Source organism: Nocardioides sp. SRI_004 (assembly GCF_057586415.1).
The window spans coordinates 168,211-187,546 of record NZ_JBYCZV010000001.1 but is presented as its reverse complement, the minus strand read 5'-3'; the positions used below and the strand labels follow the sequence as shown (position 1 = coordinate 187,546).

General features: G+C 71.4%; 21 protein-coding genes and 1 tRNA gene. 12 read left to right on the top strand and 10 right to left on the bottom strand.

The features are described 5' to 3' along the window. Positions 1–72 precede the first annotated feature (72 nt). The 3 genes from AC2YHB_RS00965 to AC2YHB_RS00955 all read left to right on the top strand — a co-directional run bounded on the left by AC2YHB_RS00965 (position 73) and on the right by AC2YHB_RS00955 (position 3,154). The gene (locus tag AC2YHB_RS00965) at positions 73–1,407 is read left to right on the top strand and encodes an ABC transporter permease (protein ID WP_308645567.1); all 1,335 of its coding nucleotides are present in this window, start codon (positions 73–75) and stop codon (positions 1,405–1,407) included. Continuing rightward, on the top strand, positions 1,404–2,438 hold the full coding sequence (locus AC2YHB_RS00960) for an ABC transporter ATP-binding protein (RefSeq protein WP_179649209.1): 1,035 nt from the start codon (positions 1,404–1,406) through the stop codon (positions 2,436–2,438). Before AC2YHB_RS00965 ends, AC2YHB_RS00960 begins: the two co-directional genes overlap by 4 nt. 131 nt (positions 2,439–2,569) lie before the next feature. Beyond that, positions 2,570–3,154, top strand: coding sequence for a hypothetical protein (locus AC2YHB_RS00955; RefSeq protein ID WP_257026883.1), 585 nt, complete (start codon positions 2,570–2,572; stop codon positions 3,152–3,154). Positions 3,155–3,239: 85 nt separating this feature from the next. Here AC2YHB_RS00955 and AC2YHB_RS00950 read toward each other — a convergent pair whose 3' ends face one another. Beyond that, positions 3,240–4,376: a response regulator transcription factor gene (locus tag AC2YHB_RS00950; protein WP_036550253.1), complete on the bottom strand. Its 1,137-nt coding sequence runs from the start codon at positions 4,374–4,376 to the stop codon at positions 3,240–3,242. 214 nt (positions 4,377–4,590) lie between these two features. On the opposite strand from AC2YHB_RS00950, the gene AC2YHB_RS00945 reads away from it, so the two are divergent. Then, the gene (locus AC2YHB_RS00945) at positions 4,591–5,967 is read left to right on the top strand and encodes an FAD-binding oxidoreductase (RefSeq protein WP_179649207.1); all 1,377 of its coding nucleotides are present in this window, start codon (positions 4,591–4,593) and stop codon (positions 5,965–5,967) included. 60 nt (positions 5,968–6,027) lie between these two features. Here the strand turns inward: AC2YHB_RS00945 and AC2YHB_RS00940 are convergent. Beyond that, a tRNA-Tyr gene (locus AC2YHB_RS00940) sits at positions 6,028–6,109 on the bottom strand. A gap of 129 nt (positions 6,110–6,238) precedes the next feature. On the opposite strand from AC2YHB_RS00940, the gene AC2YHB_RS00935 reads away from it, so the two are divergent. Then, positions 6,239–6,730, top strand: coding sequence for a YajQ family cyclic di-GMP-binding protein (locus AC2YHB_RS00935; protein WP_179649205.1), 492 nt, complete (start codon positions 6,239–6,241; stop codon positions 6,728–6,730). A 28-nt stretch (positions 6,731–6,758) separates the two neighbouring features. Here AC2YHB_RS00935 and AC2YHB_RS00930 read toward each other — a convergent pair whose 3' ends face one another. Continuing rightward, positions 6,759–8,267 carry a hypothetical protein gene (locus tag AC2YHB_RS00930; protein WP_179649203.1) on the bottom strand — a complete coding sequence of 503 codons (1,509 nt, stop codon included), beginning with the start codon at positions 8,265–8,267 and terminating at the stop codon, positions 6,759–6,761. A gap of 65 nt (positions 8,268–8,332) precedes the next feature. Further along, positions 8,333–8,836, bottom strand: coding sequence for a hypothetical protein (locus AC2YHB_RS00925; RefSeq protein WP_179649201.1), 504 nt, complete (start codon positions 8,834–8,836; stop codon positions 8,333–8,335). Positions 8,837–9,052: 216 nt separating this feature from the next. Here AC2YHB_RS00925 and AC2YHB_RS00920 point away from each other — a divergent pair, with 216 nt between their 5' ends. From AC2YHB_RS00920 to AC2YHB_RS00895, 6 genes are all read left to right on the top strand, one after another. Next, positions 9,053–9,430, top strand: coding sequence for a hypothetical protein (locus tag AC2YHB_RS00920; RefSeq protein WP_179649199.1), 378 nt, complete (start codon positions 9,053–9,055; stop codon positions 9,428–9,430). Further along, positions 9,427–10,092 carry an ABC transporter ATP-binding protein gene (locus tag AC2YHB_RS00915; RefSeq protein WP_179649197.1) on the top strand — a complete coding sequence of 222 codons (666 nt, stop codon included), beginning with the start codon at positions 9,427–9,429 and terminating at the stop codon, positions 10,090–10,092. Before AC2YHB_RS00920 ends, AC2YHB_RS00915 begins: the two co-directional genes overlap by 4 nt. Positions 10,093–10,154: 62 nt before the next feature. Then, positions 10,155–11,252, top strand: coding sequence for an ABC transporter permease (locus AC2YHB_RS00910; protein WP_179649195.1), 1,098 nt, complete (start codon positions 10,155–10,157; stop codon positions 11,250–11,252). Between the two features lie 135 nt (positions 11,253–11,387). Then, entirely contained in the window at positions 11,388–11,768 is a 381-nt protein-coding gene (locus AC2YHB_RS00905; protein WP_179649193.1) for a hypothetical protein, read from the top strand. A gap of 149 nt (positions 11,769–11,917) precedes the next feature. Next, the gene (locus tag AC2YHB_RS00900; protein WP_179649191.1) at positions 11,918–12,562 is read left to right on the top strand and encodes a hypothetical protein; all 645 of its coding nucleotides are present in this window, start codon (positions 11,918–11,920) and stop codon (positions 12,560–12,562) included. Positions 12,563–12,586: 24 nt separating this feature from the next. After that, positions 12,587–13,348, top strand: coding sequence for a lytic transglycosylase domain-containing protein (locus AC2YHB_RS00895; RefSeq protein WP_308645565.1), 762 nt, complete (start codon positions 12,587–12,589; stop codon positions 13,346–13,348). A gap of 19 nt (positions 13,349–13,367) precedes the next feature. On the opposite strand, the gene AC2YHB_RS00890 is transcribed toward AC2YHB_RS00895, so the two are convergent. Next, positions 13,368–14,402, bottom strand: coding sequence for a maleylacetate reductase (locus AC2YHB_RS00890; RefSeq protein WP_218864694.1), 1,035 nt, complete (start codon positions 14,400–14,402; stop codon positions 13,368–13,370). 40 nt (positions 14,403–14,442) lie between these two features. Between AC2YHB_RS00890 and AC2YHB_RS00885 the strand changes: the two genes are divergently transcribed. Then, positions 14,443–14,931: an SRPBCC domain-containing protein gene (locus AC2YHB_RS00885; protein WP_179649189.1), complete on the top strand. Its 489-nt coding sequence runs from the start codon at positions 14,443–14,445 to the stop codon at positions 14,929–14,931. On the opposite strand, the gene AC2YHB_RS00880 is transcribed toward AC2YHB_RS00885, so the two are convergent. From AC2YHB_RS00880 to AC2YHB_RS00860, 5 genes are all read right to left on the bottom strand, one after another. After that, the gene (locus AC2YHB_RS00880; protein ID WP_036550244.1) at positions 14,879–15,337 is read right to left on the bottom strand and encodes a hypothetical protein; all 459 of its coding nucleotides are present in this window, start codon (positions 15,335–15,337) and stop codon (positions 14,879–14,881) included. The two genes, AC2YHB_RS00885 and AC2YHB_RS00880, sit on opposite strands and share 53 nt — an antisense overlap. A gap of 70 nt (positions 15,338–15,407) precedes the next feature. Then, the gene (locus tag AC2YHB_RS00875) at positions 15,408–16,403 is read right to left on the bottom strand and encodes a sulfate/molybdate ABC transporter ATP-binding protein (protein WP_179649187.1); all 996 of its coding nucleotides are present in this window, start codon (positions 16,401–16,403) and stop codon (positions 15,408–15,410) included. Continuing rightward, positions 16,400–17,248, bottom strand: a complete 849-nt coding sequence (locus tag AC2YHB_RS00870) for a sulfate ABC transporter permease (protein ID WP_036550239.1) — start codon at positions 17,246–17,248, stop codon at positions 16,400–16,402. The genes AC2YHB_RS00875 and AC2YHB_RS00870 overlap by 4 nt, the downstream gene beginning before the upstream one ends. Further along, positions 17,241–18,110 carry a sulfate ABC transporter permease subunit CysT gene (cysT, locus tag AC2YHB_RS00865; protein WP_036550233.1) on the bottom strand — a complete coding sequence of 290 codons (870 nt, stop codon included), beginning with the start codon at positions 18,108–18,110 and terminating at the stop codon, positions 17,241–17,243. The genes AC2YHB_RS00870 and cysT overlap by 8 nt, the downstream gene beginning before the upstream one ends. Continuing rightward, entirely contained in the window at positions 18,107–19,138 is a 1,032-nt protein-coding gene (locus tag AC2YHB_RS00860) for an extracellular solute-binding protein (protein ID WP_036550231.1), read from the bottom strand. The genes cysT and AC2YHB_RS00860 overlap by 4 nt, the downstream gene beginning before the upstream one ends. Between the last annotated feature and the right edge of the window lie 198 nt (positions 19,139–19,336).

Here is a 19,336-nt window from a genome sequence, read left to right as displayed (position 1 = left end):
GCCGCCGACTTCCTGTGGCGGCCACGCATCGGCGAGCTGCTGTGGAACACCACCCGCCTCCTGCTGGTCGGGGTGCTGACCAGCGTCCTGGTCGGGGTCGCCGGCGCCTGGGTGGTCGAGCGGACCGACGTACGAGGCCGGGGCTGGTGGCACGGACTGCTGTGCGCACCGCTGGCCGTCCCCGCGTTCGTCAACGGCTTCGGCTGGGTGTCCACGACCCACGCGGTGCAGTCCTTCCCCGGCGCGGTGATGGTCGTGACGCTGTCCTACTACCCGCTCGTCTACCTGCCGACGGTCGCGGCGCTGCGCCGGCTGGACCCGGCCGTCGAGGAGGTCGCGACCGCTCTGGGCAAGGGCCCGTGGCAGGTCTTCCTGCGGGTGACCCTGCCGGCGGTCAGCCCCGCCGTCCTCGGCGGGGCGCTCCTCGTCGGGCTGCACCTGCTCGCCGAGTACGGCGCCCTGCAGCTCCTCAACTACCCGACCCTGACGACCGCGATCCTCCAGCAGTACGCCACCGTCTTCAACGGCCCCGAGGCGACCCTGCTCGCCCTCGTCCTGGTCACCTTCTGCCTGCTCCTGCTGGGCATCGAGGTGCTCCTGCGCGGGCACCGGCCGCGCAGTCGGGTGGGCGCCGGCACCAGCCGCGCCGCCACCCCCGTCCGGCTCGGCCGGCTGCGCCCGGTCGTCGGCGCCGGCCTGGCCGCGCTCGTCGCGTGGTCGCTGGCCGTGCCCGTCTACGCGCTCGTCCGGTGGCTGGTCCGCGGCACGTCGAGCGGCCTCGAGGGCGGCGAGCTCACCAGCGCGCTGGGCAACACCCTGCTGCTCGCGGTCCTCGGTGGCGCGGTCACCACGGCCGCCGCGGTGCCCGTCGTGTGGCTGGCCGTGCGGCACCGCGGCCTGCTGACCACCGCCATCGAGCGCAGCGTCTACACCGCGAGCGCGATGCCGGGCATCGTGATCGCGCTGGCGCTGGTGACCGTGTCGATCCGGGTCGTGCCGGACCTCTACCAGACCCTCGCGCTGCTGCTGACCGGCTACCTGATCCTCTTCCTGCCCCGCGCCGTCGTCAGCGTGCGCGGGACCTTCGAGCTGGTGCCGCCCGGCCTCGAGGAGGTGGCCCGCAGCCTCGGCTGCAGCGGACCGGAGGTGGCGCGCCGGGTGACCCTGCCGCTCGTCGTACCCGGTCTGGCGTCGGCCGCCGCGCTCGTCGCGCTCGCGGTCTCGACCGAGCTGACCGCCACCCTGCTCCTCGCCCCGATCGGCACGGAGACGCTCGCCACGAAGTTCTGGTCCGACGCCTCGTCGATCGCGTACGGCGCCGCGGCGCCCTATGCGCTGGCCCTGGTCCTGCTCTCCGTCCCCTCCACCTGGCTGCTCGCCCGCCTCTCCATCAGGAGCGACCGATGACCGCACTCGAGATCCGCGCGCTGGAGGCCGGCTACGGCAAGGAGCCCGTGCTCCGCGGCATCGACCTGACCGTCACGTCCGGCGTGACCGCGATCCTCGGTTCGTCCGGCTGCGGCAAGACGACCCTGCTGCGGGCGGTCGCCGGCTTCGTCGAGCCGAGCGCCGGCACGATCGACGTCGCCGGGGAGCGGGTCGTGGGCAAGGGGCGCAGCGTGCCGGCCCGCAAGCGCGGCATCGGCTACGTCCCGCAGGAGGGCGCGCTCTTCCCGCACCTGACGGTCGCCCGCAACATCACCTTCGGCCTCCCCCGCAGCGAGCGGCGCTCGGCAGCCGCGGTCGTCGACGAGGCCCTGGCGATGGTCGAGCTCGCCCCGGAGCTCGCGACCCGGTTCCCCCACCAGCTCTCCGGCGGCCAGCAGCAGCGGGTCGCCCTCGCGCGGGCGCTGGCGCCGCGCCCCAGCCTCGTCCTGCTCGACGAGCCGTTCTCCTCCCTCGACGCGGGCCTGCGCGAGGAGACCGGCCGGGCCGTCGTACGCGCGTTGCGGGCGGCGGAGGCGGCGGCCGTGCTGGTCACCCACGACCAGGGCGAGGCGCTCTCGCTCGCCGACCAGGTGGCGGTGATGGCCGCGGGCCAGTTCCTCCAGGTCGCGGCGCCCGCCGAGGTCTACCTGCAGCCGGCCGACCCGCGGGTGGCTTCCTTCATCGGCCACGCCACGCTGCTGCCCGGTCGGATCACCGGCGGCGGACGCGGCAGCTGCGCGCTCGGTGAGGTCGCCGTGAAGGCGGGCGACGTGGCCACCGGCCCCGCCCAGCTGGCCGTCCGCTCCGAGCAGCTCCAGATCCGCACCGACGGCACCGGGACGCCGGGCGAGGTCGTCGACGTCAGCTTCTTCGGCCACGACGCGACCATCCGGCTGCGGCTCGAGACGGGCGAGCAGGTCGCCGCCCGCACCCCGGCCGACTCGGTGCCCGCCGCGGGCGACCGGGTCCGGGTGGCCGTGGTCGGCGAGGTCGTCGCCTTCCCGGGCTGACGACGTCCGAGGGCCGAAGGTCCCCCGCGGGGACGGCATCGTGGCCCTGCCGGCCGGCCGGGCGCTGCACGAGGCTGGTGCTGCAAGCACCCGCCACGGACAGGGGATCGTCCCCGGACATAGGAGCAGTGATGGCCCTCCTGCAGCGCCCCACCCACCTCGCCACCATGGTCGAGCGCGACATCGTCACCGACGGCGCGGCCCGGCGCGGCCTCGCCGTCCTGCGCCTCGGCTTCGGCCTGACCTTCCTGTGGGCCTTCTTCGACAAGCTGCTGGCGCTCGGCTACGCCACCGGCGTCAACGGCGAGACCGGAGCGGTCGACCGCTTCGGCCCCGACGCCTGGATCCACGGCGGCAGCCCGACCTTCGGCTTCCTGACCTTCGGCGTCCCGGCGGACAACCCGTTCCACGACTTCTTCACCGGCATGGCCGGTGACGCCTGGGCGGACTGGCTGTTCATGATCGGGCTCGCGGGCATCGGCACGGCCCTCGTGCTCGGGATCGGCGTCCGGATCACCGCCGTCACCGGCGGCGCCCTCTACCTGCTGATGTGGCTCGCCTCGATGCCGCTGGAGAACAACCCGGTCATCGACGACCACCTGATCGGCGCGGTCGCGCTCGTCGTCCTCGCCCTCACCCTCGCCGGCGACACCTGGGGCCTCGGCGCTGCCTGGGCACGCACGTCGCTCGTCCGGCGGTTCCCCGTCCTGCGCTGAGCAGCGTCGGCCGGCCGGACGCTGGGGCCCGTCTTCCCACGGCGGGCCTCAGTCGTGCGCCATGAGCAGTGCGTCCGGCGGTTCGTCAGGCGAACCAGCCCGACGGCGCCAGCTCGCCGCCCATCCGCGGGACGTACTGGTCGAAGTAGATCCGCGCGATCAGCTCGCGCCGCGAGCGCACGTCGGCCTTGTCGAAGACCGACTTGAGGTGGTCCTGGACCGTGTACGCCGACAGGTGCAGGGTCCGCGCGATCTCCTTGGTGTCCACGCCCTGCAGCACCAGCTGGGTGACGTCGCGCTCGCGCGGGGTCAGCCCGAACGCGGCGACGACCAGCGCGACGATCTCCGGCGGGCGCGCCTCCTCGATGGTGATCACCACGTCGCCGTCGCGGTCACCGAACGAGCTGAGCGGACCGGCCTGCAGCACGAGCCACATGCCCGACACGGTGCGCAGCCGGCACCGCGGGATCCGGTCCCACTCGCCGCGCGCGTAGCGACGGGCGGCGCCGATGAGGGCCGCGATCGGGGACAGCGGGTCGCAGTGGGCGGGGCCGGTGACGAGCTCGCCGAGCCGCTGCTCGGCGGCCGGCGTCATCTGGGTGATCTGGTCGTCCGGGCCGACGATGATCACGGCGGGACCGGTGCTGGGCGCCTCGGCCACCGGTACGACGTCGGCGAGCCGGGTCAGCATGCCGGCCCGCACCCCGTGGGCCAGCGCGGTCGACAGGGAGCCGAGGAAGTCCACCTCCGCCTGGTCGAACGGGTCGTCGTCGGTGCCGCGGAAGAGCGCCATCGCGCCCCAGACCTCGCGGCCGTCACGGAAGGCCATCCGCGCCTCGTCGCCGTAGCCGAAGTTGGGCCTCATGAACGTCGACAGGCGGAACGAGCGCTCGACCTCGCCGCCCGTCACGAGGTGGACCCCGGCGGCCGCGACCTGGCCGCGCGCCAGCTCGGTGAACGACGTCTCCTCGACGGTGCCGTACTCGATCAGCCCGAACTCGTGGTCGTGGCTGTTGCGGACCCGGAGATCGCCGTACTTGCGGGCGCTGGTGAGCATGTGGGTGCTCGGGTCGTGCGTGCCGATGCAGACACTGACCCACGGCACGGCCCGCTGGATCGACGCGACGGCCTCCTCCAGGAAGGACTCGAGGTCCAGTCCCGCGCGCGCGACGACGTCGACGTCCTGCCGCACGCGCTCAGCAGTCAGTCCGCTGGTCGTCATCTCTCGAGGCCCTTCGTGTGTCCGCGCCCCGAGCACGCACCGCCATGCCAGAAGTGTGGAGCAACCCGCCGCGGCGCGGTATCCCATATTTCTGGGTCTGGTCCGCCCCCAGAGCGCGGGGTCATGATTTCCCCACGGATCGGGGATGGTTCGCGACCGTTCCCGGACCTGATCGTTCTCGGCGTCAGGCACCCGAGAGAACGAAGGCTCCACCATGACCACCACCCCCGACACCAGCACCCTGTCCACGCTCGACAGCGGCTGCGAGGTGCACCTCCCCGGCGATCCCGGGTACGACGCCGCCAGCACCCCCTGGAACCTGGCGGTCGAGCAGCGGCCGGCCGCCGTCGCGGTCCCGCGCACGATCGAGCAGGTCAGCGACGTGGTCCGCGCGGCCGTCGCCGCCGGACTCCGGGTCGCCCCGCAGAGCACCGGCCACGGCGCGGCCGCGCTCGGCGAGGGCTCGCTGGCCGACGTCGTCCTGGTCCGGCTGCACGAGCTGACCGGCGTCAGCGTCGACGCTGCCGCCGGCACCGTCCGGGTCCTCGGCGGCACCCTGTGGCAGGACGTCGCCGTCGCGGCCGCCGCTCACGGCCGGTCCGTGCTGCACGGCTCGGCCGGCGACGTCGGCGTGGTGGGCTACGTGCTCAGTGGCGGACTGTCCTTCTACGCCCGTCGGCACGGCGTCGCGGCCAACTCGGTGCGCGCCGTCGAGGTGATCACCGCCGACGGCGACCTGCGGCGGGCGACGGCCGACGAGGACCGCGACCTGTTCTGGGGGCTGCGGGGAGGCGGCGCCGGCAACTTCGGCATCGTCGTCGCGGTCGAGCTCGGCCTGCTGCCCTATGCCGACGTCTTCGCCGGCATGCTGCTGTGGGACCGCGAGCGCGCCCCCGAGGTGGTCCGCACCTGGACCGAGTGGAGCCGCACCGCCCCCGACAGCGCCACCACGTCGCTGCGGGTGATGAGCTTCCCGCCACTGCCGGAGCTGCCGCCCTTCCTCTCCGGGCGGGACCTGGTCGTCATCGACGGCGCGATCCTCGAGACCGACGAGCGGGCGGCCGAGGTCCTCGCCCCGCTGCGGGCGCTCTCCCCGGAGATGGACACCTTCGGCCGGATCCCGGCCCCGGCGCTGCTCCAGGTCCACATGGACCCGCCCGGCCCGACGCCGGCGGTCGCCGACCACAGCGTCCTCGGTCCGCTCGACGACGCCGCCGTCGAGGCGTTCCTCGCCCAAGTGGGTCCCGGGACCCGCAGCGGCCTCATGTTCGCCGAGCTCCGCCACCTGGGCGGCCAGCTCGCGAAGCCCGTGGCGGGCGGCGGCGTCCTGTCGTCGGTCAGCGGCGAGTACGCCCTGATGTGCCTTGCGCCCGCGCCGACGCCGCAGGCCGCCGTCGCGGGCCGCGCCGCCGCCTTCTCGGTCGTCCGGGCGATGTCGGCATGGTCGCGGGTCGCCCTCGTCCCGACCTTCGCCGAGACGCGGGTCGAAGCCAGCCGGTTCTACGACGGCTACGACTGGGCCGCGCTGTGCCGGCTCCGCGACGAGGTCGACCCCGGCCGCGTGTTCGTCGCCAACCACCCGCTCTCCTGAGCGGTCCCGAGAGATGCGCGAGGGGCCCGGTCCAGTGGACCGGGCCCCTCGTCGTACCCGTGGCAGATGCAGGATTCGAACCTACGTAGGCAATGCCGGCTGATTTACAGTCAGCTCCCTTTGGCCGCTCGGGCAATCTGCCGGGTTGTGCCTCCGACCCGCTCCCTGCCTACGGAGCGTCTCCTGAGTTGGAAGGTCGGCGACGACGCGAAACAATAGCGCAGCAACACCGTCCAACCGAAAACCTCAACGACGCGCAGGTGACGAACCCATGGCCGACTCCTCCTTCGACATCGTCAGCAAGATCGACCGCCAGGAGGTCGACAACGCGCTCGGGCAGACCGCCCGCGAGATCGCGACCCGCTTCGACTTCAAGGGCACCGGCGCCAGCATCGAGTGGAAGGGCGAGCACGCGATCGAGATCAGCGCGTCCGCCGACGACCGCGCCAGCGCGGTGCTGAGCGTCTTCCAGGACAAGCTGATCAAGCGCAACCAGTCGCTGAAGATCCTCGACGCCTCCGAGCCGCGCCAGTCCGGCCAGGTGTCCAAGATCGGGATCACCCTCAAGGAGGGCATCAGCTCCGAGGACGCCAAGAAGGTCTCCAAGCTGATCCGCGACGAGGGCCCGAAGGGCGTCAAGGCGCAGATCCAGGGCGACGAGCTGCGCATCTCCTCGAAGAAGCGCGACGACCTGCAGGCGGTCCAGCAGCTGGTCAAGGCGCAGGACTACGACTTCGCGGTGCAGTTCACCAACTACCGGTGACCCACCACCGCGGGCTGGCCGAACCCCGCTAGCCGTACACGCCCTCCGTGCAGACGGTGCCGGGGTCGGTGAGCAGCACGGTCATCATCAGCGTCTGGGAGACGTCGAAGTCGCCGGTCTCGTCGTTCACACCACCGGACTGCTGTGCGGCTGATCCCCACTCACGCCAGATGCGAGCAGGCGGGCGGAGCTTGCCGAACTGGAGCGCGCAGGCGACCGCCTGCTTCGTGAAGACGGCGCGCAGGTCGGACTCCTCGAGGCCTTCCCAATCGGTCCTGATGGCCTGCAGCGTCGGCGGGTCCTCCCGACCGCAGCTCTGGGCGTAGCGGTAGGCGAGGCTGCGATCGACCAGAGTGCTGCTGGTGTCCCGCGCAACGCGGACCGCGGAGGAGCCCCACCGGGAGCACAGGGATGCTCCGTCGCGCAGCAGCAGTTGGAAGACGCCTGTCACCGGTTGGCCCCGATCCTTCGGAGGGCTCGCGACCGCCAGCATGCTCTCCGCCTCTGCAGAGGTCGCCCCCAGCGCGAGGAGCACGCGGGCTCGTGGCTCCGTCGGGAGGTCGGCAGAATCGACGAGCAAACCCGCGGGCACCTTGCGGCCGGCCAGGTCGAGCGTGCGAGCAACAGCCGCTGCGGCGCTCGGGGAGAGCCGCTGGACGACCGGCGGACCACCCATGGCCAGCACCGAGCGCAGGTACGCCGCGAGCTCGGTGGAGATGTGACCCTCACCGGGCGTCTCCGACAGGGCGAACGTCACCGTCAGCGGATCGACCACGTCGCCTCTGGCGAGGCGGGCGAGAAAGGTGGACTTGAGACCGCTGACCGCCGCAGCCTGCACGGGCGTCCGGGCCACGGCGCCGGTCGCACGAAGAAGGAGCGCCGTGTCACCGGAGAGCGGCTCCTTCGTCGGGACCGAACGCAGGGTCGCGATCTCGTCGTCGACCATGGAGTCGCGTTGAGCCTGGTCGCAGCCCGTGTCGGTCACCTCGACCCGGACCAACGTGGCCTGGAGGAAGAGCGCCTCGGAGCCTCGGCACCCGACCGTCGCCACGGCCCGTCGTACGTCGCGGGCCGGGAGCGCACCGGCGACCGGCTCACCCTCCTGCGCGGCCCACTGCTGGACGAGGGCCGCCGCAGCCAGGTCGTAGATGTCGTCGTCGGCGCCCCTCTGCGCAAGCCCACGGAGCGACGCGTCCACGTCTCGGGAGTAGGACCGGCCGGCGGCCTGCGACGCAGTCACCAGTTGCGCTCCCAGGCTGAAGGGCCCCGCGTAGCCATCGGCCAGCTCGCTCTTGAGACTGCTCGACACACGTTGGTCGAACTCATCCCAGTCGCGGTCCTCGAGCTCCCCGAAACGAGCCAGAGCGGTGACCGCCTGGGCCATGCGATACGAATCGACGTCGCTCGGCGGCACCACCAGGTGCGGCGGCGGGCCGACGTTCAGGGACTGCGCGATCATCGTCCCGGTGCGCGCGACCCACGCGGCACCGGGCGGCTCGGCGGAGCTGTCCCGTTCGTGCAGCGTGACGACGACCAAGGTCGCGAGGAGGAGCGCGGCGCCCGCTGCAACGACAGTACGCAGGCGCCGCGCTTCGATGGTGTTCAGCAGCCGACGTCCTCGGTGTCGGACGCGCTGTTGCCGATCCACTGGTCGCCGAAACGGATCGCGCCCTGGGCGGTCAGCTTCACGGAGCAGATCCAGGCGTAGGTGCTCGCCTTGCAGAAGACGCCGTCACCGTTGTCGATGCTGACCTGTCGAGAGTTGAGGCGGCTTTCGTACCACTCCGACATCCCGCATCCGTTGGACAGCGGGGACACGCTCGCCGAACCAGAAGGTCCACTCATCGAACCGCCGACGGAGAAGCCCATCTGCGCACCGGTGAACGTGGTCTGAACCTTGATACGGGCCTTGTTGCCCTTGACCTCCCCGCCGGTCCGGCCGATGAATCCGTAGACCTGGCTGACCTGGTCGCAGTCCTTGAGGCCACAGCCCCAGTTGTACTGGTAGCCAGACCCGGACACGAGGATCTGCATGCCTTGGACGGTGTAGTACTTGTTGGCGCTCAGGAAGCTTCCCCAAGCGGCGTTGGCGGTCGGTGGCGCCATGAATGTCCCGACGATCAACAGAAGTCCTGCTACGCAACCCGCTGCGATTTTTCGCATCTGAAACCCCGCTGTCTCGATGTGGAGCCACTTTGTAACACCTCCCATCACGGCCCACAAGGGTTCTAAAAAATGTCGCGCCGGCGACGCCCCGGGGCGATCTCGGCACTGGTAGTGTCCCGGCCCGACGCGTCGACACGGGAGCCTCGGGGGTTTCGCATGCAGCGACAAGGCCGGGTCCGGCGGTTCGGCGCAGGCCTGCTGGTCGCGTTCGTCGTGAGTCTTGCCGTCGTTGTCGTCGTGCTGGTGGTCTCCACGTCGCCCGACGAAGCCAGGTCCGCGCGGCGTCCCCCACGGCTGGGCTCACCGACGGCGACGGTGGTCGCCGAGTCGGCGGGCGACTTCGCCGTACCGTCGCTGGCCCTGTTCGACGCCCCGAGTGGTGATCGTGCAGTGCGCCCCGCGGACGGCGGGCCGGACGTCCCGGTGACAGTCGTCGAGGAACGTGACGGGACCGTGGTCGTGTCCGGCGACGGACTGTCCGACGGGCTCCGCGTCCAGCTCGGGGCCTACGTCGGACTGGGGCAGGACCGATGAGCCTGATCGAGCTGGGCGACGTCGGCTTCGAGGTGTCCGGGGAAGTCTCGCGCACCGTGCTCCATCCGACGTCCTTGCAGATCGGTACCGGCGAGCAGATCGCGATCACAGGTCCGTCAGGCGCCGGCAAGACAACGCTGGCCTCGATCATCGGCGGACTCCAGAGCCCGTCGACCGGCGACTACCTCTTCGACGGCGAACCGATGACCGCCCGGTCGCCCAGGGGGCTCGCCGCCTTCCGCGCCACGAACGTGGGCTTCGTCTTTCAGTCGGCGCACCTGATGGACGAGCGAACGGTGCTGGAGAACGTCGCCTTGGGGGTGGTGTCGACCTCCGTGTCCCGCAAGGTGGTGGTGCAGCGCTCGGAGGAGGCGCTGGCCAAGGTCGGGCTCGAGCAACGTGTCGGCCAGCGGGCCGCCACCCTCTCTGGTGGCGAGCGCCAACGCGTCGCGGTGGCTCGCGCACTGGTCAAGGCACCGCGTCTCCTGATCGCCGACGAGCCCACCGGCTCGTTGGACCAGGCCACCGGAGCCGCCGTTCTGGAGCTGCTCTTCGGCCTCTCCGCGGACGGTGTCACGTTGATCGTCGTGTCCCACGACCCGCGCATCACCGACTACGCCGCGAGGGTGGTCCGCGTGGTGGATGGCCGGGTGTCCGCGTGAGCGCCCCGTATCCACTTGCGTTGCTAGCGAGGGACGCCTACGCCTCGCTCACGGTCAAGCCGATGCGGACCGTCGCCCTGATGTTCGGGATCCTGATCGGTGTGGCGACCGTCGTCAGTGCGGTGACACTCGCCGACACCCAGCAGGTCAAGGTGGACCGGGCCTTCGACCAGCAACGTGCCAGCACCGTCGTGATCGCGGGGCGCAATGTCCCCGAGTCCGGCTTCCCGGAGGAAGGCCGGGAGCAGGTCCTCTCGCTGTCGGTCACCGCCGGGGCCGGGGAGCTGTCGATCTGGCGCGACAACGTCGCCGTCGCGCGTGCGGGCGCGTCCGACACCACGACCGTCGTCCCGGTGGTGGTTGCCGACGCGCCCGGATTGGACCTCATCCGAGCCCGGTCGACCGCAGGTGCGGCGTTCGGCCAGGCGCCGGCCGGTGTCTGGCTCGGGCAGGACGCCGCCGCCCGACTGGGGGTGGGCCTGGACCTCGATGGCGGCAACCGCGTCGAGGTCGACGGCCGGGAGTACGACGTCCGGGGCATCCTCGAGGCGCCCCCGACCTATGCCTACGTGAACAGCAGCGTGATCATGACCCGACCTGCCGCCGACGCCGCTCTCGGCGCTGGGGAGAACGTCCGGCTGTTGATCGGAGTACGCCCTGGTTCGGCCGCGCCGGTGGCGGCGTTCGCCCTCTCGGCACTCGATCCCGGAAACGTGATGTTGCTGCACAACGCGACCCCGCCCGACTCGGCCCGGCTACCCCAGCAGGTGGGCGACCAGCTGCGCATGCTCGGCATCGGGCTCGGCGTCTTCGTGGGCGTGGTCGGTCTCATCGGAGTCGCCAACACGCTGGCCATGACGGTGGCCTACCGGATACGCGAGCTGGGCCTACGCTCCGCGCTGGGCTGGTCCCGACGTCGGCTCGCCGGCCTTATCCTGGTGGAGTCATTGCTGGCAGGCGCGTTGGCCTCGGTCATCGGCGCGGCGGTCGGGCTGCTCGGGTTGTCGCTGTGGTGTGCCGGCCAAGGCCTGGAGCTGATCGTCGACCCACGCTGGGTACTGGCCGCGATCACGGGCGGGGTGGGGGCCGCGGGCCTGGGGGGCATCCTTCCCGCAATCCAGGCGGGCTCCATCTCACCCATGGAGGCCTTGCGCAGCTGACGAGTGCCGTCGCGTCGACGCCCGTCCTCCGCTCGGCAAAATTCTCGTTCTTGAGAAGATTCACCGATCTGTCGCCGAATCCGCTGTTACGCTGCAGCCGCCCCTTGTGGTTCATGTCACAGCTCGGAGGAATCCATGAACACTCTCGTCAAGTGCGCCGTCACGGCCGGCCTCGCGATCGCCAGCCTCGCCACTGTCTCCCCGGCAGCCGAGGCCGGCACCTTCACGTGCGCCCTCGCCCCCAAGATGACCCACGTGAGTCTCGGGGCGTCCCAGAACTTCAAGGCGACCTCCGACTGCGAGGGCGTCTTCGCCACGGGCACGACACAGCGCGCCGACGACATCCGCGGCCGCTACTACAAGGACGGCGAGTGGAAGATCAGCAGCCTCGGTTGGACTCGGGTCAACCGCGGGGATGACGGAGTGGTCGACATGGTCGTGGGCAACACGATCACCGGACGCGACATCAAGGGCCAGGCCAAGGTCGTCATCCAGCAAGTCGGCTACGCCTACTGAAGGTCGTGCTGACTCGATCGGCAGCCCGGATCGCTCTCCTCGCCGCTCTGGCGGCGTGCACCGCCTGCAACTCCACTGAAGATGGAGAGCCCGGCAGCTCGGAGCCGTCGCGGACCCTGGGAACGCTTCCTGCCACGGTGGAGCCGCAGGTGCTCCAAGACGTCATCTCCGCTGCCTTCGAGATGCCCGGAGGCCAGATGCGCCGTGCCATGCGCGTCCTGCAGTTCACGCGCAACCTCGGGATCGAGGAGTGCGGCGGCGAGCCCGGTGCCGTCGACGGCACCTACAACCGCGAGGATCAGAGCAGGTTCGCCGACCTCGACCTCATCCGCGAGAAGGGGTTCTTCGAGCAGGACGCCGTCGAGGACGAGGACAAGCGCCTCGAGGGTCTCGACGCCGACTGCACAGACCTGGAGCCGGACCTCCCGCACTACGCCGGGTGGCGCCAGGCGTCGGACTCCTGGTACGAGGTGGTCCTGTCCGCCGAGCAGTCCGCAGCGGTGCAGGACAAGAAGCCCGGTCTGGCCCGATGCCTGAGCGAGAAGTCCGGCTCGAAGATCTCCGTCGCAGACCCGGTCAACGACTACCTCAAGCAGGTCAACGACGAGAACGCCGGTGGTGCCAGCGAATCGAGGCTGTTGGATCTCGGCGTCTTCTACGCGGATTGCGCCCAGGACTACTTCTCGACCCTGCGCAAGGAGCTGCAGAGATCGCGTCCGAGGTTCATCGACCGCAACCGCGAGACCCTTGACGACTTCGCAGCCGAGCTCGTCGCCGCCGGCTACGTCCCCTGACCTTCCATCAGGCACACTGCGTCGGTGACCCACCATCGCGGACTCGCCGCGGCGATCGGCGTCGTGGCGGCCGGGCTGGCGGTGCTCATCGGCCTGGCCGTCGCCGTCGCGTACGCCGGGCAGGGCGGCCCGCTGCCCCAGCCACCCACGACGGAGACGGCCGCGCCCACCGCGGCCGCCACCGTCGGTGGCGCCCAGCAGCAGGCGGACGCCCCGGTCGCCGACCCCTACCTGCCCGACCCCACCTGGCTGGAGACGACGGCCGCCCGCACCCAGATCCCGGTCCGGGCGCTGGCGGCGTACGCGCGGGCGCACCTGCAGGTCGCCGCCGAGCAGCCGGACTGCAAGGTCGCGTGGAACACCATCGCCGCGCTCGGCGGCGTCGAGTCGCGCCACGGGTCGGTCAACGGCTCGGTGCTGGGCGCCGACGGCCTGCCGCGGCCGGCCATCCGCGGCCCGGCCCTCGACGGCGGTGCGTTCGGCGCGGTCCACGACACCGACGGCGGCTCCCTCGACGGTGACACGCGGTGGGACCGTGCGGTCGGTCCACTGCAGTTCATCCCCTCGACGTGGGAGACCTGGGCCGCCGACGCCAACGGCGACGGCGTCGCCGACCCCAACCAGATCGACGACGCGGCCCTCGCCGCGGGCCGCTACCTGTGCCACAGCGGCGAGCTCACCGGTGCCGCCGCCTGGCGCCGGGCGGTCTTCAGCTTCAACCACTCCGACGCCTACGTGAACGACATCGCGGGGCTCGCCAACACCTACGCCCAGCGCGCCGGCTGAGCCCGGGCCCCACGCAGCCTCACCAGGCGGCGCGGAGCACCGCCTCGACCGAGGCCGCGTCCGTCGGACCCGGGTTCGGGTACGGCGCCGCGGCGACCCGCTCCGCGACCGCGGCCAGGCCGTCGGCGGGCACCCCGAGGTCGCGCAGCCGCCGCGGCCCGTCGTACGCCGCCGCCAGCGCGGCGACCGCCGCGACGGGGTCGTCCCCGGTGATCGCGCGCAGCCGGTGGGCGGCGGTCGGGGCGTGTGGCAGGTTGTGGCGCAGCACGTGCGCCAGCAGCATCGTGTGCAGCTCGGCGTGCGGCAGGTCGAAGGTGCCGCCGAGGGCGTGCGCGAGCTGGTGGTGCAGGCCCATCCGCGCCGTGGCCAGGCAGGTGCCCGCGAGCCAGGCGCCCTCCTGCAGCGCGGTCCTCGCCGGGAGGCCGGCGGGGTCGCCGAGCACCGTCGGGAGCGCCTCCAGGAGCAGCCGGGAGGCCTCCGTGGCGAGGGCGTCGCTGACCGGCGTCGCATCCGGCGCCCAGAGCGCCTCCACCGCGTGCGCGAGGGCGTTGACGGCACTGGTCAGGGTCAGGCCGAAGGGCATCCGCAGGGTCAGCTCGACGTCGTACACGACGGTGCCGGGGAGCAGCGCCGGGTCGCGGCGGGTCTGCTTCACGCCGTCGGTCGTCTCGCCGAGGACGGGCGTGACCTCCGAGCCGGCGTAGGTCGTCGGCAGCGCCAGGTGCGGGATGCCGGCGCGGGCGACGATCGCCTTGCCCAGCCCGATCGCCGACCCGCCGCCGATCGTCACCACGGCGTCGGCGGCGGCCTCCTCGACGACGGCCATCGCCTGCCCGGTCACGGCGACGGGCGTGTGCACCACGGCGCCGTCGAAGCGGGCCACCGCCCGCTCCCCCAGCGCCGCCTCGAGCTCGTCGCGGGCCGCGCGGGCCGACCCGGTCGCGACGAGGAGGACCCGGGTCGCACCGAGCCGCTGGACCTCCTCGGGGACGGAGTGCCGGGCACCCGCGCCGAGCAGGACCCGTGAGGCCACGGTCTCGTGGACGACCACCATGCCCCGACCGTACCGGCCCCTCGTCCGGCATGATCGCGCCATGAACCCGTCGGCCAGCATCGACATCGACGCCCCGCTCGACCAGGTCTGGGCGATCATGCTCGACACGGAGCGCTACGGCGAGTGGAACCCCTTCGTTGAGCGCGCGGAGACCGCGCAGCCGGCGGCCGTCGGCAACCCGATCGTGCTCCACGTGGTGTGGGCCAACGGCTCCCGCACCCGCTCCCCCGAGCGGATCACCGCGCTCGAGGGCCCCACCACCGACGCCTCCGGTACGACGACCGCGCGGATGTCCTACGTCTACGAGGGCCTGCCGTCACGACTGGGGCTGGTGCGCGGCGTGCGCCACCAGGCCCTCACGCAGCGACCCGGCGGCCCGACGTCGTACGAGACGGTCGAGGAGTTCCGCGGCCCGCTGGTGCGGCTGGCCGGGCCGGGGCGCGTGGCCGACGGCTTCCGGCGGCACGCGGAGGGGCTCAAGCGTCGCGCTGAGGAGCGCTCGCCGGGGTCTTCGCAGCCGGCGGGATGAGCTCGCTGGAGTTGCGGGCCGCCCACAGCGCGAAGCCCAGGACCGCCGCGCCGCAGGCGATGTCGAGGACGACGTGCGTCTGGCGCCACCAGACCATGTCGGTAGCGCCGGCCACGGTGTAGTGGCCGATGCCGATGAGGCCGGAGACGGAGTAGGCGGTCAGGAAGACCGCCGAGGTGGTGATGTGGCGGCGGAACCACAGCAGCAGCCCGATGCCGCCCAGTGCGGTGAACACGAACCAGCTGATCGCCACCAGGTCCTTGGTGACCGTCGGCAGCGCCGAGTCGGCCGGCTGGACCGGGTAGTCGTCGTAGTTGACGTAGTTGTCGACGTAGTGGACGACCGACACCACGAACGCGGCGCCGAGCAGCCAGCACACGATCCTGGTCGCCCGGAGATAGCTCACGGGTCCCAGACTAGGAGACGGGCAGTGGGGGGCGCGGGACCAGGCCCGCACCCCCCCACCGACGCGTCGATCAGGCCAGCGCCTTCGTGGCCGGGGACCCCAGCACCGGCACCGAGGTCGCACCGGTCGTCGGCCGCAGCCACACCTGCGCGCCCACGTCGAGGTCCAGCGCTCGCGCGTGCGTGCGGGACAGGACGACGAGCGTCGGCTCGGCCTGGCCCTCGACGTCCACGGTGAAGCGGACCTCGAAGCCCACCCGCAGCGCCCGGACGACCCGGCCGGCGACCGCGTCCGGGGCACCGGGGGTGGTGGCCAGGTCGATGTCGTGCGGCCGCAGTCGCACGCCACCCAGCTGGGTCACCTCGCCGAGGAAGCCCATGACGAAGTCGTTGGCCGGCTCGTCGTACAGCTGGTCGGGCGTGCCGATCTGCTCGATCCGGCCCTCGTTGATGACGACGATCTCGTCGGCGACCTCGAGGGCCTCCTCCTGGTCGTGGGTGACGAACACGGTCGTCACGTGGACCTCGTCGTGCAGCCGGCGCAGCCAGTCGCGCAGCTCCTTGCGGACCTTCGCGTCGAGGGCACCGAACGGCTCGTCCAGCAGCAGCACCGACGGCTCGACCGCGAGGGCGCGGGCCAGGGCGAGGCGCTGGCGCTGGCCACCGGAGAGCTGCGAGGGCAGCCGGTGCGCGAACTGCGAGAGGTGCACCAGCTCCAGGAGCTCGGCGACCTTCGCCTTCACCTCGGCCTTGGGCCGCTTGCGGATCTCGAGCCCGAAGGCGACGTTCTTCGCGACCGTCATGTGCTTGAAGACGGCGTAGTGCTGGAAGACGAAGCCGACGTTGCGCTTCTGCGGCGGGAGCTTGGTCGCGTCGACGCCCTCGATCTCCACCGAGCCGCCGTCGGCGCTCTCCAGGCCGGCGATGATCCGCAGCAGGGTCGACTTGCCGCCACCGCTCGGCCCGAGCAGGGCGGTGAGCTGGCCGGTGGGCAGGGAGACGTTGATGTCGTCGAGGGCGACGAAGTCGCCGTAGCGCTTGCCGACACCCCTTACTTCGATGCTCATGCGTGATCCTCCTTGCGGATCAGGGACACGACGACGAGGGCGAGCACGGAGGCGAGCACGAGCACGAACGCGGCGGCGTACGCCGTGGGCTCCTCGTAGTTGGTGTAGCGGTTCTGGATGAGGAGGGTGGCGGTCTCGCCCCGGCGCTCGGCGCCCGGGCTGACGATCTTCACCGCGCCGAACTCCCCGAGCGAGCGGGCCATGCTGAGCACCACGCCGTAGATCACGGCCCACTTGATGCTCGGCAGGGTGATCCGCCGGAAGGTCTGCCAGCCGCTGGCCCCGAGGCTGCTGGCGGCCATCTCGGCGTCGGTGCCGATCTCCTCCAGGACGGGGACGATCTCGCGGATCACCAGCGGCAGGCTGACGAAGGCGGTGGCCATGATCAGCCCCGGCGTCGTACCGATGACGAAGAAGCCGATCGACTCCAGCGCCTCCCCGAACCAGCCCTTGCCGGTGCTGTAGGCCAGCACCAGCGCGAGGCCGACGACGACCGGCGAGACCGACATCGGCAGGTCCACGAGCACGGACAGGATCCGCCGACCGGGGAACTGGTAGCGCACGATGAGCAGCGAGATGCCCACACCGAAGACGGTGTTGATCACCACGGCCCAGAACGCCACGGTCCCGGTCAGGTTGAAGGCGTAGGTCACCGAGGGGTCGGTGAGCCGGTCCATGAACGCACCGAACCCGGCCTCCGCCCCCTTCTTGGTCGGCGCGAACGTCTGCTTGCCGACCTCGTAGAGCGGCCAGATGACCAGCACCGTGAGGTAGACGATCACGAACACGCGCAGCGCGTAGGCGACGGGGCCCCGGCGGGCCCGGATCTGTCGGGTGTCAGCCACGGCGCGCCACCCTTCGCGAGATCACGTCCAGGGCCACGATCGTCACCACGGCGACGATGAGCAGCAGGACGGCGACCGCAGCGGCGCCGTCCTGGTTGTCACCCTCGAGGAACTTCAGGATCTTCAGCGACGCGACCTCGGTCTCGTACGGCGTGTTGCCCGAGATCAGCACCAGCGAGCCGAACTCGCTGATCGCACGGGCGAAGCCCAGCGACGAACCGGCCGCGATCGCCGGCACCAGGCTCGGCAGGATGATCCGGCGGAAGGTCGTGAACCGCGAGGCACCCAGCGACGCCGCCGCCTCCTCGACGTCCGCGTCCAGCTCGATCAGCACGGGCTGGACGGTGCGGACGACGAACGGCAACGTCACGAACAGCAGCGCCAGGAAGATGCCCTGCCGGGTGTTCACGATGTTGACGCCGACCGGGCTGTCCGGCCCCCACAGGCTGAGCAGGATGAGGCCGGCGACGATCGTCGGGAGCGCGAACGGGATGTCGATGACGACGTCGAGGATCCGCTTGCCGAAGAACTGGTCACGGACCAGCACCCAGGCCACGACCGTGCCGATCACGGCGTTGGCGAGGGTCACCAGGAGCGCCTCGACCACCGTCAGCCTCAGGGCGGCGAAGGTCTGGGCATCGGTCAGCGTGTCCCAGAAGTTCGACCACCCCCCGGCCGCAGCCGCGCCGACCACCGCCGCCAGCGGGATCAGCACCAGGATGCTGAACCACACCAGCGCCACGCCCAGGCCGATGCCCGAGGCGGGGGTCAGCGGAAAGCGGCCGGAGCTGCCCTTTCCACGGCCCGAGGGCCGGCCCCGTGACGGAGCCGGCCCTGCGGGTGACACGAGCGTGTCGGTCACTGCTTCGTGGCTTCGGCGTACAGCTTGTCGAAGCGCAGCTTCTCGCCGTCCTTGCCGAACCACTCCTTGTTGATGGCCGACCAGCCACCGAGGTCCGCGGCCGTGCTGAGGTCCTTGACCGCCGGGAACGGGTTGGCCGGGTCGTTGGCACCGTCGACCTCGACACCGGCGATGTCGACGTCGGTCACGGGGCGGAAGCCCTTGGAGACGAAGGCGAGCTGGCCCTCGTCGCTGAGGATGAAGTCGAGCCAGTCGGTGGCGACGGGAGCGGCGTCCTTCAGGACGGCGCCCGGGTTCTCGATCTTGAAGGTGTGGTCCGGGACGATGTAGTCGAGGTCCTCGCCGTTCTGCTTGGCCAGGATGGCCTCGTTCTCGTAGGTCAGCAGCACGTTGCCGACGCCCTTCTTGAACGCCTCGGTCGCCTCACGGCCGCTGGCGGCCCAGGTGGTGACGTTCTTGAAGACCTTCTTGAGGAACTCGTCGGCCTGGGCCTCGGTCGCGCCGGTCGACTTCGCGTAGGTGTAGAGGGCGAGGATGTTCCACTTCGCCGAGCCGGAGCTGGCCGGGTCGGGGGTGACGATCTTGACGTCGGGGCGGGTCAGGTCGTCCCAGTCCTTGATGCCGAGCGGGTTGCCGGCCTCGGTGGCGATGACCGCGACGGAGCTCGAGACGATGCCCTTGTTCTCGCCCTGGTTCCAGTCCTCGGCGACGAGGCCGGCGTCCACCAGGCGGGTCATGTCGGGCTCGAGCGAGAACACGACGTAGTCGGTGTCCTTGCCCTTGGTGTCGACGACCTTGCGGCTCTGGTCGCCGGAGGCGCCGTACGAACCGGAGAAGGTGACGTCCTTGCCGGCGTCGGTCTCGTTGAACTTCTCGGCAGCGGCCTTGTTGGCCGCCTCGGGAACGGCGAAGCCGACGATGTTGATCGTCTTGCCCGCGTCGTCACTGCCACCGTCAGCGCTGGCGCAGGCCGTCAGCGCCAGAGCGCCCGTCACTGCCAGGGCTGCCGCCTTGATCACTCGCTTCATTGCACCCATTCCTTGCTGTCCCGGTCTGTCACGCCTCGCACCCTGCAAGGTCGCACTAAATTCGAGTGGAATAATACACATTGGCGAGTTACTCGACACACTTTGAGACAGAGGCCACCCCGGAGTGGCGCAGGTCACGTCACCCACGGCCCCTCGGGCCGCCCATCTGGCGGCGCCGGATGGGTCGGTCGCAGTCGG